This is a genomic window from Lederbergia lenta NBRC 16444, assembly GCF_001591545.1.
In the GTDB taxonomy this organism is placed as follows: domain Bacteria; phylum Bacillota; class Bacilli; order Bacillales; family Bacillaceae_C; genus Lederbergia; species Lederbergia lenta.
Window position 1 is genome coordinate 325,569 of record NZ_BCVC01000003.1, and the last position, 15,153, is coordinate 340,721.

General features: G+C 36.7%; 13 protein-coding genes, 1 riboswitch and 1 other annotated feature. Of the genes, 6 read left to right on the forward strand and 7 right to left on the reverse strand.

Going from position 1 to position 15,153, the window contains the following annotated elements:
- Positions 1-5: 5 nt before the first annotated feature.
- The 3 genes from BLE01S_RS13685 to BLE01S_RS13695 all read right to left on the reverse strand — a co-directional run bounded on the left by BLE01S_RS13685 (position 6) and on the right by BLE01S_RS13695 (position 2,693).
- Complete coding sequence (locus BLE01S_RS13685) at positions 6-833, reverse strand: ABC transporter permease (protein ID WP_066143148.1); 828 nt, start codon at positions 831-833, stop codon at positions 6-8.
- Entirely contained in the window at positions 830-1,543 is a 714-nt protein-coding gene (locus tag BLE01S_RS13690) for an ABC transporter ATP-binding protein (protein WP_066143151.1), read from the reverse strand. Before BLE01S_RS13690 ends, BLE01S_RS13685 begins: the two co-directional genes overlap by 4 nt.
- Before the next feature lie 244 nt (positions 1,544-1,787).
- Entirely contained in the window at positions 1,788-2,693 is a 906-nt protein-coding gene (locus BLE01S_RS13695) for an exonuclease domain-containing protein (RefSeq protein WP_066143154.1), read from the reverse strand.
- Between the two features lie 317 nt (positions 2,694-3,010).
- Between BLE01S_RS13695 and BLE01S_RS13700 the strand changes: the two genes are divergently transcribed.
- Complete coding sequence (locus tag BLE01S_RS13700) at positions 3,011-4,699, forward strand: hypothetical protein (protein WP_066143157.1); 1,689 nt, start codon at positions 3,011-3,013, stop codon at positions 4,697-4,699.
- 128 nt (positions 4,700-4,827) lie between these two features.
- Here BLE01S_RS13700 and BLE01S_RS13705 read toward each other — a convergent pair whose 3' ends face one another.
- Together BLE01S_RS13705 and BLE01S_RS13710 are read right to left on the reverse strand one after the other, a co-directional pair.
- Complete coding sequence (locus BLE01S_RS13705) at positions 4,828-5,205, reverse strand: hypothetical protein (RefSeq protein ID WP_066143159.1); 378 nt, start codon at positions 5,203-5,205, stop codon at positions 4,828-4,830.
- A gap of 37 nt (positions 5,206-5,242) precedes the next feature.
- Positions 5,243-5,794, reverse strand: a complete 552-nt coding sequence (locus BLE01S_RS13710) for a hypothetical protein (protein WP_066143162.1) — start codon at positions 5,792-5,794, stop codon at positions 5,243-5,245.
- Between the two features lie 462 nt (positions 5,795-6,256).
- On the opposite strand from BLE01S_RS13710, the gene BLE01S_RS13715 reads away from it, so the two are divergent.
- The gene (locus tag BLE01S_RS13715) at positions 6,257-7,273 is read left to right on the forward strand and encodes an SDR family oxidoreductase (protein ID WP_066143165.1); all 1,017 of its coding nucleotides are present in this window, start codon (positions 6,257-6,259) and stop codon (positions 7,271-7,273) included.
- Positions 7,274-7,446: 173 nt separating this feature from the next.
- Positions 7,447-7,664, forward strand: a binding site (T-box leader).
- A gap of 42 nt (positions 7,665-7,706) precedes the next feature.
- Positions 7,707-9,146 carry a proline--tRNA ligase gene (gene proS, locus BLE01S_RS13720; protein WP_066143167.1) on the forward strand — a complete coding sequence of 480 codons (1,440 nt, stop codon included), beginning with the start codon at positions 7,707-7,709 and terminating at the stop codon, positions 9,144-9,146.
- Between the two features lie 295 nt (positions 9,147-9,441).
- Here the strand turns inward: proS and mgtE are convergent, their stop codons facing one another.
- Entirely contained in the window at positions 9,442-10,437 is a 996-nt protein-coding gene (mgtE, locus tag BLE01S_RS13725) for a magnesium transporter (protein ID WP_066143170.1), read from the reverse strand.
- Positions 10,438-10,734: 297 nt separating this feature from the next.
- Positions 10,735-10,902: riboswitch (M-box (ykoK) riboswitch) on the reverse strand.
- A gap of 195 nt (positions 10,903-11,097) precedes the next feature.
- Here mgtE and BLE01S_RS13730 point away from each other — a divergent pair.
- From BLE01S_RS13730 to BLE01S_RS13740, 3 genes are all read left to right on the forward strand, one after another.
- Positions 11,098-12,102 (forward strand): DUF3231 family protein, encoded by a 1,005-nt coding sequence (locus BLE01S_RS13730; protein WP_066143173.1) that lies wholly within the window; start codon positions 11,098-11,100, stop codon positions 12,100-12,102.
- A 6-nt stretch (positions 12,103-12,108) separates the two neighbouring features.
- Complete coding sequence (locus BLE01S_RS13735; protein WP_066143176.1) at positions 12,109-12,570, forward strand: hypothetical protein; 462 nt, start codon at positions 12,109-12,111, stop codon at positions 12,568-12,570.
- A 188-nt stretch (positions 12,571-12,758) separates the two neighbouring features.
- Entirely contained in the window at positions 12,759-14,105 is a 1,347-nt protein-coding gene (locus BLE01S_RS13740; protein WP_066143179.1) for an MATE family efflux transporter, read from the forward strand.
- 224 nt (positions 14,106-14,329) lie between these two features.
- On the opposite strand, the gene BLE01S_RS13745 is transcribed toward BLE01S_RS13740, so the two are convergent.
- A complete protein-coding gene (locus BLE01S_RS13745; RefSeq protein WP_066143182.1) occupies positions 14,330-15,037 on the reverse strand; it encodes a Crp/Fnr family transcriptional regulator in 708 nt (235 codons plus the stop codon).
- Positions 15,038-15,153 lie beyond the last annotated feature (116 nt).

Sequence of the window (15,153 nt, forward strand, 5' to 3'; positions counted from 1 at the left end):
CCACCTTACAAAAATATATTTCTCTTTTTTATGACGATAAAGGTCAATAAATTAAACAGCAAAATATAACCTAATAGCATGAGAAACATCCAACCTAATAAACTAGATGATTTTGCGAGCATCATTGTTAAACCTTCCCACTGTATCATTGGAATCGAAGTGAAAATTATCTTCATTATAATTTCATTTTTCAATAGCAGTTGAAGCATATTGACGATATTAGGATAGGAAAAGCTAATGAATAAAAATCCAACTCCTACTCCAAGTGTTGTCGTTGTCGAATGGGAGATCGTTGCAATGAAAAACACAACACTACTCATTGCGATCAATGTTAGAAAAGCCAAACCATAAAATTTCAGATTATAAATGAGTCCCTCTATATTAGTAACTTGATCTTCATAATAAAATTGTGGATATGTCTCGGGATGAGAAAACATCGCATATCCTATCCCATAACAAATAATAAAATAAGCAGTCAAATATAGAAAAATGAAGCTTAATAATACAGTAAATTTAGCAATGATAATTTGCTGAAAAGAGTATGTGCGAATGAGCACCATTCTTAATTGACCTGATCTATATTCTTCAGTAATGATAATAGCAGCAATAACAAGAACAACCATATTAAAAATTGTCATGAGCATTTCCGAAAGTCCAAGTACTGGGAAGTTTCCTAAAACAGCATATTGAGGAAGTTCGGATGTAATAGAGTTGTTTTGCTTTTGATAGTATTTTGCCGAAGCAAAAGCCATGATAGGAAGAACTGCAACCATTAACCATGTGACCTTCCGTTTCCATAGCCTTTCCCACTCACTTATCATTAGTTCGTTCATTTGGAAACCAACTCGATAAAGATATCTTCTAGATTTTGCTCATTGTCTAACTCACCTGTCCATACTAATTCTCCTTCTCGAATAATCACAATTTGGTTGCAAATTTTTTGCAATTCATCGAGAAGATGACTAGATATTAAAATAGTTTTACTGTATTTATTCTTTAATGTTAAAATTAATTCGCGTAATTCCCTCATCCCCATCGGGTCAAGCCCGTTCGCAGGTTCATCTAAAATAAGCAATTCAGGATCTCCCAACAATGCTTGAGCAATCCCTAGCCGTTGCTTCATTCCTAATGAATACGTTCGCACCTTTTCCTCTGCTCGATGTTCGATCCCAGTAATTTGTAATACCTCTGAAACTTTTTCATTTGCCTCTCGTTTCGGAATATTATCATGTAATCTTACTAAGTTTTTTAAGTTTTCTCTTCCAGTCATATAAGGGAAAAAAATTGGTGATTCAACGATTGCTCCAACATTTCTTAACGCAAACTCTCTATTTTTCACTACACTTTGCTCATGGATAAGAATATCCCCGGCCGTCGGTCGAATAAGCCCTGTCAACATGCGAATAATCGTCGTTTTCCCAGCACCGTTGGGTCCTAGTAAGCCACAAATTGTTCCTTTCTCTACTTCTAAAGAGACATTTCGAATTAAATACTTCCCTCTAACTTTTTTCGAAACTGTTTCTAATTCTAAAATATTTTTCATCGTCTATTCCCTCCTATACAAAGAGAATAAAACAAAAATATAAAGACTTTATAAAGATGTATTTAAAAATAACCCTGATTTTTCTTTTATATAGAAAAATCAAGGTTATACTTCGCATTAGTACCTATGATGTATGTCCTAATCTGACAATAGAAGCCCTTCATTATATTTAAATTAACCAAGATGGAGAGAGATGAAAAATAAAATAGCCAAATCGAAATGATCCGATTTAGCTACAACCTTTTTATTTTACCAATCTAACAAAATCTTGTTCTCCTACAATTTCAATCGGGTATCCTTGCTCCATCATTTCTTCCGCCTTTTTCATTTTCAAACTTTTAATTCCTTGCACATATTTGTATAAATCTTGCTCTCCCACTATTAAGAAGTTCGTCGCTAAATCCACACGTTCTTTACAGGTAGCACCACAATTGACTGCATATTGAGCAGCCATCGATCTAGTCATCGACATCATTTTACCAGTAAATACAATGTTTGCCCCGTAAAATGGATGCTTTGTATTCGTTATTATATGTTCAGGGACAATTCCTTTTAGTGATGAATCTTGCGAACTTTTCCTTGAACGAGTCGGTTGTTTACTAGCAAGGCTAATAAGTTTAAGCTTGTGCAAACTAGATAGCTCTTGGATAGAGCTAGTTCGTGTTTTTTTCATCGCCTCAAGTATAATCTTTGCGGAAGCACGGGCATCTTCAAGCGCATCATGATGTTTTAGGCTAATACTTAAATAATTCGCGACAGTAGAAAGCTTATGATTATATAAATTCGGCCACACCTTTTTTGCAATACGGTAAGAACATCCATATTGAAAGTTCGGCTCTGTTTCATGAATCCTACCTAAGGAGTCTCGAAGCACTCCGATATCAAAGCTCGCATTATGCGCAATAATCGTTTGATTCTCGATAAATCCTTTAAACCTCGGCCAAAACTCTTCAAATGTAGGTGCATCATGTACCATATATTCTGTAATGCCATGAATTTTCGTATTGTAATAATGAAATTCACTTAACGGATTGATCAATGTATGTAATTCTTCTTGAATTTTTCCGTTTTTTACTTTTACAATGCCGATTGAGCATACACTCGACCGTACACTATTCGCTGTCTCAAAATCTATTGCAACAAAGTTCATCTTTTACTCCACCTTGCTATGTTTGGATACTTTCATTATCTCATAATTAACTGCTCACGCAAAAGCCCCCATCTGAAGCAGTTAATCTTTCTCACAACTAGCAACTTTACGATAGCGCGTGATTTGGAAACGGGGTAATAAATTGTTTATCATCGATTATTTCCCTCTTTCTATATACCAAAATATTTTTCATTCTACTCAAAGTTAAAAATCTTTAGAAAGTAATAAATTAAATTGATATACTATTAATGGTCTCCTTCACGGGAATTAACTATAATAGTATTCAAATAGATAAATGGAAGACAAGGTGAGTTACTTTGATCGAATTAAAGTTGCGTCAAATTTTAAGACAAGTTAAAAGCGATAAACCTAAAATAAGATATGAAGCGCTTGGCAAGCTTTATCAGTATAAGAATCAAGATGGGCTTGAAATCCAAGTAGATGTTCTTAAGGACATGATTAAAACAGCAGCTTCCAAATTTCCCGAACGTGTTGATCGCTGGGATAATCCTTCTTTTTATCTCATCGAATTTGTCTGTGATTTTCCAATGCGGGAAGTAGTTGAGAGCCTGATACAGCACTTTGACGGGCTGGACTTACATGCGAAAGAACAGGCAATCGAACTTTTGATAATGACAGAGAGCAAGGAAGTTTTTTATTTTCTCGAAGAAAAAATCATTAACTTGATGCAAACAGAAGACTTCATTATTCCAGTAAGGGCACTGTCTTCCTATCCAGTACTTATGAAAGGAATACTTGATTCTTCATTGGAAAAACTTAGTTCAAGCCATTACAAATTCATGCTTTATCGCTTATTATTAGCCTTTAATTCTTCTGGTTATGAGCTAGGGTATAATAAAGAGGTTGTTCTCCCTTTCCTACTTGAAGACTATCACAATGAGAAACAGGAATACCTAAAGTTTGATTCTGAATATTCAACAAAACATGCGTATAGTGCTTGGAAGGATAGTTATTTTATTCTCCGTAATCGAATGACATTGTTTATTCATTTAATGGAATATTATTATACTCCAGCTATTGGCTTTGAGTTAGAAGAGGCCTTGAATTTTCAAGACCCATTGATCAGAACAGAAACGCTACTAGTATGTATATCTAAAAATCTTCCTTTTAAGCAAAGTACTTTACTAGAATGTGCCGAACATATTGAAAGTGCAGAAAACATCTATTGGGAATTAAAATTAAGGAATCTAGAGCATCTTTACCCAATAACTGAAAGAAAACAACTACATTTGGCTAAAACCAGACTTTTTTTCACGATCATCAACCTACCTGATCAAGGAAATGAACAGCCCTTTTTTCCTGAAGATATTCAAGTGATTGATAAAGTGGAAGCGGAAAATCCCCTCGGAGAGTTGGAACGTTATTATTTAATGAGATTTAAGGAACAAGGGGATATGTATGTCGGCTGGGCCGGAGGATATGCCTTTGAAGAAGATGATGATGCAGCCAATATAAAAGATGTCACTTATACCGATTTTGTTGAATTTGATTCGGCCACTATTCAAGAACATAAACAGGCTTTTTTCAAAAAAAGAAGGCATTATAAAAGCGCACATGAAAACACTGTTTACTTTGAAAGTTCACCAAAGCTCAGCAAGGGAGCTTGGTTTATTTTAGCCATTCTTATCTCTAGTTGGTTTAGAGTAGTGTCTTCAGGATTTAAAGATCCGCTCTTACCTGCAATTGTTATCACTATTTTAGGAGGAGCTTACTGCTTATATGAAAGTGTAAAGAATAAGAAAAGAAAAATCTCCATTATCGGTCCGACACTTGTAAAGCAGGATGGAGCTAAGCAATACAGTAGTAATTTTCATGACATTAAAAAGATTGAATGTAATAAAAGGCATATTCTTACCTATAATATGGAAAATGAACTTGTTTTTAAATTCCCACTTAGATGGGTGCGTTATGAATTATTTCATCTTGCTATAAAAGAGCATAGCGCCCATTTAAAGAGTAAAATAATCATACAATCGAAAAACTAAAATAGGATCGTTGTACATCCTATCCTTATTTATGAGAAACCAAAAGAAGGAATTTGCTTACATTCCTTCTTTCTTTATTGTAGTAGCAGCTATTATTAGATTACGCCGAAGAACCTCTTCATGAAAGGTTACTCCCTTTTAGGCAATTGAATAGAATGCTTTTTTACATACTCTTCTTTTATAATGGGGTAGTTCTTTGTCATGAATATATGTACAAAATACATAAAGGGCAGTACTGCGGCTGGCAATAGAAACAGCAAGAACCAATATGGACTCTCCTTTATTCCTAATATAGTACCGCCAATAATACCAAAAAGAAGATAAAGCAATGAAACAAAACATAGACTTACGTAGACAGGAAAAAAGCCTGTATTCATATAAATTAAAGCATACATTTTCATCTTTTGGCTTCTTCCTTGTATAAGTTGACTGAACTTCCAATTCGTCTTTATTTCTGTTGCGGATCGTTTTAATACTTCTGATACGTTCCCCCATATTTTCTTCATGTCTTTAGGCCTCCACTCGTCCCTAAACACACACCAATTATTCTTCCAATTCGAATGTAGCATTTTCAAGTTTTACAACTTTGTTTTCCTCTGTCATCAACTGAAGCAGTGCTCCCCCCTCTTCAGTAACAGGAATCGTAAATGGAATCGCATGCCCTGGCTGAATAACACCTGCAAAAGATTCAGATAAGCTGACCTCTTCACGATCAAATACATAGTCTACAGAACCATTCGTCTTCACGCCTGTCGTATATTCAAACTTAATATTTTTAATCGGCTTTTCCAAACGATTAATTCCTATGAATAAAAGGACGCTCTCACCTGCCTTAGTATCTACAAGATCAATTGGATGGATACTAAAATCATCGGTAACACCAATATCAGGGTTTGCTTCTACAAGCCCAGCTAATTGTTGATACATCTCATCTTCTAATGTGACCCCATTTGCTTCGTCTGCTTTTAATAATTGCATCGCAACCGCTTGTTTCTCCTTTTCCATCTCCATGCTTCCGCCTTCTTCACTTTTATTAGTGACATTACAGCCCACCAACATTATTGCAAAGAATAAGATTATGAGTAGATTCCTCACTCCAAAACACCCCTATTCATCTATGATTGAACCCTTCTATTGAAAGGAATCTGTAAAACTAAGATAAATTAAATCTTACCTAATCACTACTTGCCTTCAATTAGTTTTGATTACTAATAAATATCATTACTAGCCTACTATGTCAAAGTAACCTAAGGTAAAAATAAATAATTACTCGACCTTCCCTCCTGTTATTTACTTTCCTATTCTTAAATGATTTATTTTTTCTACTTTTTAGTTGATTAATTATATTTAAGTTACAAAGTAATCTTCTGTTCTTATCTATCCCAGCACTTTCTACACAAATTTCATATTCTCACCTATCGATCACAAGGATAGTAAAACTTTGAGAGTGAAAAGCTTTATTATGTAGTCAACAGCGAGGAAACAAAGTATGATAGAAAGAAGTAATTGAAAGATTAATCCCACTTTTTAAAAATCTCATTTTATGGAGGGGTATTTATGAAGGCACTTTTTATCGGGGGAACTGGAACGATCAGTACTGCCATTACGAAACAATTATTAGAAAAAGGATGCGAACTCTATCTTCTTAATAGAGGCAACAGAAATGAGGCGCTACCAACTGGTGTAAATGTCATTACAGCTGATATAAATGATGAAGATAAGGTTGCTAAACTAATTGAAGACCTCGAGTTTGATGTCGTTGCTGACTTTATCGCATTTGAACCTTCTCAATTAGAAAGAGATTATCGATTATTTAATGGCAAAACGAAACAATTTATGTTTATTAGTTCAGCTTCTGCCTATCAGAGCCCTCTAGCAGATTATAGAATTACAGAGGGAACACCTTTATCCAATCCATATTGGGATTATTCGCGAAATAAGATTGCCTGTGAAGATTACTTGATGAAACAGTATCGGGAAAACGGATTTCCAATTACGATTATTAGACCAAGTCACACCTATGATGAACGTTCCATTCCGCTTGGTGTACATGGTACCAACGGAAGTTGGCAAGTGGCTAAACGGATGTTGGAGAACAAGCCGGTAATTATCCACGGAGATGGTACTTCCTTATGGACAATGACTCATAATAGTGATTTTGCTAAGGGCTTTATCGGTTTAATGGGCAATATTCATGCAATTGGTGAGTCAGTACATATCACTTCCGATGAAACCGTTACTTGGAATCAAATTTATGAGATCATCGCTGATGCATTGGGAGTGAAACTCAACGCTGTTCATGTTTCATCAGAATTCCTGGCTGCGTGCAGTCAAGAGGATCTTACGGGTGGACTTTTAGGAGATAAAGCCAACTCAGTTGTGTTCGATAATTCAAAGTTGAAAAGACTGGTTCCAGATTTTGTTGCAACAACCCGTCTAGACCAAGGTATGAAACAAACAATTCAATATATTTTAGAACATCCTGAGCATCAGAAAGAGGATCAAGAATTTGACGTTTGGTGTGATAAGGTGATCGATGCATTAGATGCTGCGCTCGCGAAAATAAAAGAATAGAGAGAAATCAACGAGCTATCTGCCAAAACTGCGCAATAAAATATATTTACAGTCCCCTCTTGCAATTTAGTTTGACTATGACCAAGAGATTACTGCAAAATATACGTATGGTGGGAGTCCAAACTTTTAACCGAATTGTATTCACTCCAAGTATTTGTTATATTATAGGCAATATTAACTCGTTGATGTGGCCAAGTAAATAAGAATTGTGAAACAGAAAATATAGCAACTTGCTGAGAGCTATATCACCCCTTCTTATAGAAACCTACCACGGAGAAGTTATGAAAACATAACCGAGTCGTTTTCGTTAACAAACGTTTTAGAGGGCTTATATTTAATTAAGCTAAACTAAGGTGGTACCACGTCTATCCAGCACAAAGACGTCCTTAAACAAGGGCAGATTTGTGCTTTTTATTATGAGGAGGAAACAGTAATGACTAATCAACAGAAAAATGATTTTACAAGCTGGTATATCGAGACGATTCAAAAAGCAGATTTAATGGATTACACACCCGTTCGCGGCTGTATCGCATTCAAACCAGATGGCTATGAAATATGGGAACATATTAAAGATGAAATGGACCGACGCTTTAAGGAAACGGGACATCGTAACGCGTATTTTCCGATGTTGATTCCCGAGAATTTTTTTCAAAAGGAAAAGGATCATATTGAAGGATTTTCACCAGAGCTTCCTTGGGTTACAGAAGCCGCAGGTGAAAAATTAGAAGAACGTTTGGCACTTCGCCCTACATCTGAAACAATGATTGGTCATTTATATAGTGATTGGATCAAAAGCTATCGGGATCTTCCTGTATTGATTAATCAATGGGCAAATGTCTTCCGTTGGGAAAAGAAAACACTTCCTTTCATCCGAACTTCTGAATTTTTATGGCAGGAAGGACATACTGCTCACGAAGATGAAAAGGAAGCTCGTGAAGAAACAATGCAAATGCTAAACATTTATAAAGAGATCGTAGAAGAGCTTTTGGCTATTCCAGTATACGACGGTCAAAAAACACCTTCTGAGCGGTTTGCAGGGGCTGTGGACACGTATTCGATCGAAGCAATGATGAAGGATGGGAAAGCAGTCCAAGCAGGAACTTCCCATTACTTAGGTACAAAGTTTGCTGAGGCATTTGACATTAAGTATTTAAATAAAGAAAATAAGCATGAATTTGTGCATACAACATCATGGGGAACGTCTACACGTCTAATTGGCTCTGTTATTATGGTGCATGGCGATGAACAAGGGCTTGTATTACCTCCCCGTATTGCGCCAACACAGGTTGTATTAATTCCAGTAGGACCATGGAAGAAAAATCCTGAAATTATGGAAAAACTAGATGAACTTTTTGCTGCATTGAAAGCAAAAGGCATTCGAGTGCGTCTAGATGATTCTAATCAATCACCTGGCTATAAATTCAATGAGTGGGAACTTAAAGGTGTGCCAATCCGTGTGGAACTAGGACCTCGTGATTTGGAAAAGAATCAAGCACTTATAAAAGCTCGCGATGAGGATGAGAAAGTAGCTATTGATCTTCCAACTATAGCTGACCATATTGAAGGGGCATTACAGACGATGCAAACGCGCTTATTAGAAAAAGCTCGAGCATTCCGTGACATGCATTCCCATACACATGTAGACACACTGCAACAATTAATCAAGCATATTGCTGATTCAACAGAAAACGGAGAAATTCCAGGCTGGATCCTTGCAGGTTGGTGTGGCGATGACGCTTGTGAAGAACATGTAAAAGAAGAAACGAAATTTACGACACGCAATATCCCATTTAACCCACCAGCTAAGAAGTCTACTTGTATAAACTGTGGTAAAGAAGCGAAGCATACCGTTTGGTTTGGCCGCGCCTATTAATCGAAAAAGTCACCTTGCTTCCAGCAAGGTGACTTTTTACTTCTATTATTTTCAGATACGGATAAATCAGCTAGAAAAGCACCTATTTGGGACATAAATAGATGCTTTTCTGTTTTTACTGGCGGTTAGCAGATTGTTACAAGCCGTCGTCCTGAGAGTACTGGCCGTTAGCATGTTTTTACAAGCCATCGCGGGCAGTATACTGGCCGTCGTAGCTCAAATACAAGCCGTTGTCACTTTCACCATCTTGAAAGAAAAGCATTCCTTGGTTTTGAATATATTACTTCATTTATTTTCACATTAGTTTTGAAATGAACATTGTCGCAATGCCAAAATAAATAAGTAGGGACAATATATCATTAATGGTTGTAATGAGAGGTCCAGATGCTACAGCAGGGTCTGTTTTAAACTTGTATAAAATGAGCGGGATAATTGTCCCAGCAAGTGTTCCTATAATCAGAGTAGCGAGAAGTGACGAGCCCACAACGAGACCCAGTGTTAGGCTTCCTCGCCAAACAAATGCAATAATCGCAATAACAATTGCGCATGTAATACCGATAATCACTCCGACAATTAACTCTCGAAACAACAGTTTCAACGTTTTACTGAAATTTAGATCTTCTGAAACGAGACCACGGACGACTACTGCGAGCGATTGTGTTCCTGTATTTCCAGTCATCCCTGCAATCATCGGCATGAAAAATGCAAGAGCAACAACTGCTTCAAGAGTAGCCTCAAACCTTTCAATAATTCCTCCTGAGATAAGTCCGATAAATAATAAAAGAATAAGCCACGGTAGTCTTCTCGCAGCGGCTATAAAAGGGCTCGTTTGAAAGTCAATTTCCTTCCCAGATGCAGAAAGTTTTCCGATATCCTCATCCGCTTCTTGTTGCATAACATCTAAGATATCCTCCACATGTATTACTCCAATAATTTGTTCCCTATTATTAATAACAGGAATTGAAACTAAGTCTTTATCACGAAAGATATGCACTGCTTCTTCCTGATCCAAATCCGTTGGGAAAGAAGTAATTTCCTTCACCATAATATTTTTTATCAAATCGTTATCAGTAGCACCAAGTAATTCTCGAATAGACAAAACTCCCATTAGCCTGCTATCAGTGCTAACAATATACAAATAGTGAATATTCGTTTTATCTCGTACGTTTTGCCGAAGACGTGACAGTGCTTCCTTCACTGTGTATGTTTCTTGAAGAGCGATAAAGCCCTTTTTCATAAGTGTTCCAGTCGTTTCCTGCTTGAAAACGCCATTAGTTATTGTTGTGCCCATATATGTGGACCTCCTTATTCCGCCCACTTATACACTAGGTGTGGGGAAGTGGACGTGCTATTTTTTATTCGAATATCAATTAACCTTAACCAACCAGGGGGTTCCGATTTCTCCACACTACACATCCCCATCACCTCCTTAAAGGAATAAAACGCATGTTATTTAAGCCCTTGCCCTCTTCATTCGGGTGCCTCGAATTCGCTTCTGGTTCATCCGTAAAACTACGCTTTGTCATTTCTTGAATCATTAAAAAACACCCCTCTACAAAGGGGTGTTCAGCATAAAATAATATAAGTGAATAAACCTCCTTCGTAGAGCTTTAGCACTATATGGCATAGGATAGTATGATCCAGCTACATTAAAAACCACCTTAAGCCGATGGTCTCTGTTGACCCATTGGAGTCTTTCGACATTTCTGGGCAGCAGCGTATCTCCATATAGGAGCCTCACCTAACGAGGGTTGTTGATTTTATTTTCAAATTCTTATTAATAATAAGGATCATCTAAGCAATTGTCAAATGATCCTGGTCATTTACTATAGTAATTCCCATATTTAAAACCATCAACTTGAAATTTACCCTTCCTCTTTGTTATTAAACAATAATACTTTATTCTTTTTTGGGAGACACTATTCATGCCGAATGATAAGGAGGTTATTTAATGACAAATCATGACCATATAAAATTAACTTCAAGCGAGTTATCTGTTTTGTTTGGATTGTATATGAAAGAAACATTGGCAGTTTGCGTTAATTCGTATTTTTTAGAACATGTAGAAACTCCTGAGATCAGATCTTGTTTGGAGTATTCATTAAACTTATCAGAATCACATATTGTCACATTAAAGAAAATTTATCATGAGGAGGATCTTCCTACACCAACTGGGTTTACAGAACAAGATGTCAATACGAAAGCACCACGACTATTTAGTGATGAGATGATACTTCATTATGTTCTTAATATCGGTATTATGGGACTAACTTCTTACAGTGTTGTACTTCCAAGTACTACCCGTAATGATATTCGCACACATGTTACATCTTGGTTACATTCATCAACTGATTTATTTAATCGTGCAACAAATCTATTACTTGAAAAAGGGTTGTACATACGTCCCCCCTATATCCCTTATCCAAAGCAAACAGAGTTCGTTAATAAACAACACTTTTTAGCTGGATGGATCGGAGAGCAAAGGCCTTTAACGAGTAATGAAATTTCACTCCTATTTATGAATTTATATCGAAATACGCTGGGAGGTTCCCTATTAACAGGCTTTTCTCAAATCGCGCAATCGAAGGAAGTGCGGAAATTCATGACGAGAGGAACAGAAATTGCCAAGCATCATAGTGCTATTTTCAGTAAGTTTTTAGCAGAAAGCAACTTGGCTACACCTGTTTCTTCCAATCTTACCGTTACAACCTCTCAGGAACCTGTATTTTCCGACAAATTGCTCATGTTTCATACAGATTCATTAAATAATGCCGGTATCGGTTTTTATGGGCAAAGTTTAGCAGGTAGTCCTAGGAGGGATTTAGCAACCGCTTATAGCCGTTTATTAATAGAAACCGGGGAATTTGTTACGGATGGGGCGCAAATAATGATTTCCAATGGATGGCTTGAAAAACCTCCTTCCGCTCCAGATCGAAAAGATTTGGCGAAGGGTTAAAATGATGTGGAAGCAAAAGAGAAGTTATTTTGGAGTATTGCCCTTCCTGGATTCGGTCAATTATTAAACGGAAAATATATCAAAGGAATAGTATTTATTTCCTTGGAGTTTTTAATTAATGTACAGGCGCATTTTAATGAGGTGATTATTTCTAGTTTTCATGGAGATGTTAACCATGCGATTAATCAAGCCGATTTTCAATGGCTTATGTTTTACCCTTGTTTATACTTTTTCGCCATGTGGGATGCATTTAAAGATGCAGGAGGTGGAAAAGAACCATATTCCTATCTGCCATTTGCCTTCTCCGCGTATTTTGTAACATTAGGCACCATTTATTCACCAAAGCTTTCTTTATTTGGTGTATTATTAGGTCCTATTTGGCTTCCGATGTTAAGTGTCATCCCAGGAATCTTTGTTGGTCTATTATTGAAAAGGCTGATGACCAAAAAGTTAAATAACAAAGATTAAGAAACGGCAGAATAACATATCTGCCGTTTCTTTTTTCGTCTCTTTATTCAAGTTAGAATAACTCTTCCTTTATTATACTCTTATCATAACACGGAATAAAGTAAATTATCAGTCTATATTTTAAATTAATGTTAAAGTACAATGAAAACGCCCTAAAATTTATTTTCAGAGGAGAGATAACTAACTTTATGAGTAAAGACAAAGTACAAAGGTTTACTTTATTCGCGCTAACTTGGCCAATATTTATCGAAATTATTCTGAATCGATTAATGGGAATCGCTGATACTATAATGCTTAGTTATTATTCAGACAATGCTGTAGCCGCAGTAGGCTTCTCCAATCAAATAGTTATGATGACTATTATGTTATGCAGTATGTTGACCGTCGGTACAACCATTCTTGTTTCACGACATTTAGGTGCGAAGGGGTATAAAAGTGCTTCTGAAATTGCTCGTGTTTCCATTTCTCTCAATTCTCTATTCGGTTTGTTTATAGGTATAATCTTGATTTTATTCGCTGCCGATCTGTTACGAATCATGGGTCTCCCTGAGGAGCTAATGCAAGATGCATCGATTTACTTAATGATTATCGGTGGTTGTTCTTTCATTCAAGCTTTGATGTTAACAGTATCAGCGGTAATCAGAGGTCATGGTTTTACGAAACAAGTCATGTACGTGATCACTGGGGTCAATATATTAAACATCATAGGAAACTATTTATTTATCTTTGGTCCTTTCGGTATTCCAGTATTAGGTGTTCAAGGAGTTGCGATTGCAACGGTAGTAAGTAGAATAGTAGGTGTTATTGTTCTATTTATTATTTTAGTGAAATGGGTTGGAGAAAGAGTTCCTCTATCAAAACTTTTACACTTTCCGAAACAGCATGTAAAAAGTCTCTTGAAAATAGGAATACCTTCCTCTGTAGACTCAGCTGCGTGGAATCTACAGATGGTTGTAATCACTGTTTTTATTGCTTTGCTAGGAACGGTTGCTCTGACAACTAATGTGTATTCCACAAATATAAGAGTGTTTATTACAGCTTTCTCCGGCGCTATTGGGCAAGGAACATTAATTCTTATATCCCGAAAAATTGGAGCAAGAAAGTTCGACGATGCCTATCAACAAAGTATACGCCTCTATAAAATAGCGGCTAGTGTTGCATTAGGTGTAGCTACATTATTTTTTGTTTTTTCCAAGCCGATACTCCGTATCTTTACAGATAAGCCAGAAATACTTACATTAGGGGGCACTCTTCTTCTTTTAACATTACTATTAGAGCCTGGACGTGCGTTTAATTTAGTGTTTAATAATTCTCTTAAAGCGGCGGGGGATATCAATTATCCGGTGATGGTAGGTATTCTTGGTATGTGGTTAATTAGTGTGCCAATTGCCTATATACTAGGCATACATTTTGGTTTGGGCTTGATTGGGGTCTGGATCGGTTTTATCGTTGATGAGTGGGTCCGTGGACTTATATTAATGCAGCGCTGGCGATCGAGAGTGTGGGTAAACAAGCAAATCGAAAGCGATGATTAGGCGTGGCCAAAAAAACAACGCCCTCATTTAAATGGATTAGCCTAATCCACACTCTGTTGATTGAACTCCTTTGGGAAGAACGGATAACGAGAGATCCTCTGCGGATGCACTAGCACACTGAGGTAGCTCCCTTCCCCCAAAAAGCGAATGCCCATACAACAACGCAATAGCAAGGTTAACATGTTTTATAAGAGAAGGGAACTATCCAGTAGGCATTTTTCTTTCTATATTAGCAGTAACGCGTCTAAATCTAGAATTCGTAGTTTTTTCTGTCCCATTTGCTCAATCCAGCCAGCTTCTTCAAAGCTAGTAAGTTTTCGACTGATCGTTTCCGGCGTTGTTCCAAGATAAGATGCTAGATTCTTCCGCGACATCGGCAACGTAATATTCATCGACTTGCTTTGCTCTGTCTGTTCAGCCAAATAAAGAGCAACTCTAGTATCCACATCTTCTGTAGCAAAGCTAGTCGCTAGTATTTCTACTCGGTCAAGGCGCTTCGAAAATTCGCTTAAAATTTTCAACGAAATTTGTGGATACCTCAGTAGATAGTTTTGGAGAGCATCACGACTCATCATACATATCTCCGTTTTCTCCATCGCTTCTGCATATGAGTCATGAACAGATTCGCTAAAAAGTGCGTGTTCTCCAGTGAAATCACCTGGCTCTAAAATCCTTATAATTTGCTCTTTTCCTGATTCAGATAAACGGTAAATTTTCACTTTTCCCTTATGAATAATATATAAGGAATTAAATGGATCGCCAGCATTATACAAGGATTCTCCTCGTTTGAATGTAATAGATTGAGTTGTTTTCACGATCTCAGACATTTCATCATGTGCTAGATGATTAAAAATTGGCACGATGGAGATACACATTTTTTGCATATCATTCGTATTAATCGTTGGATGGTTACATGTCTTGCTTTCACTCATGTTTTCACCTCTTCATTCGTCCTTCAAGTTCAACTTTTCACCTATGGCTCTTCCGCGTATATTGTTGTTATTTAACCTCTTTGTGAGGTCTTACATTAGCGTGGGCTATTAGTAAC

What these genes read in the sequence shown, in the direction of transcription:
- BLE01S_RS13685 (WP_066143148.1), bottom strand. Translation starts at nt 833, where the DNA reads ATGAACGAACTAATGATAAGTGAGTGGGAAAGGCTATGGAAACGGAAG.
- BLE01S_RS13690 (WP_066143151.1), bottom strand. Translation starts at nt 1,543, where the DNA reads ATGAAAAATATTTTAGAATTAGAAACAGTTTCGAAAAAAGTTAGAGGG.
- BLE01S_RS13695 (WP_066143154.1), bottom strand. Translation starts at nt 2,693, where the DNA reads ATGAACTTTGTTGCAATAGATTTTGAGACAGCGAATAGTGTACGGTCG.
- BLE01S_RS13705 (WP_066143159.1), bottom strand. Translation starts at nt 5,205, where the DNA reads ATGAAGAAAATATGGGGGAACGTATCAGAAGTATTAAAACGATCCGCA.
- BLE01S_RS13715 (WP_066143165.1), top strand. Translation starts at nt 6,257, where the DNA reads ATGAAGGCACTTTTTATCGGGGGAACTGGAACGATCAGTACTGCCATT.
- proS (WP_066143167.1), top strand. Translation starts at nt 7,707, where the DNA reads ATGACTAATCAACAGAAAAATGATTTTACAAGCTGGTATATCGAGACG.
- mgtE (WP_066143170.1), bottom strand. Translation starts at nt 10,437, where the DNA reads ATGGGCACAACAATAACTAATGGCGTTTTCAAGCAGGAAACGACTGGA.
- BLE01S_RS13730 (WP_066143173.1), top strand. Translation starts at nt 11,098, where the DNA reads ATGACAAATCATGACCATATAAAATTAACTTCAAGCGAGTTATCTGTT.
- BLE01S_RS13740 (WP_066143179.1), top strand. Translation starts at nt 12,759, where the DNA reads ATGAGTAAAGACAAAGTACAAAGGTTTACTTTATTCGCGCTAACTTGG.
- BLE01S_RS13745 (WP_066143182.1), bottom strand. Translation starts at nt 15,037, where the DNA reads ATGAGTGAAAGCAAGACATGTAACCATCCAACGATTAATACGAATGAT.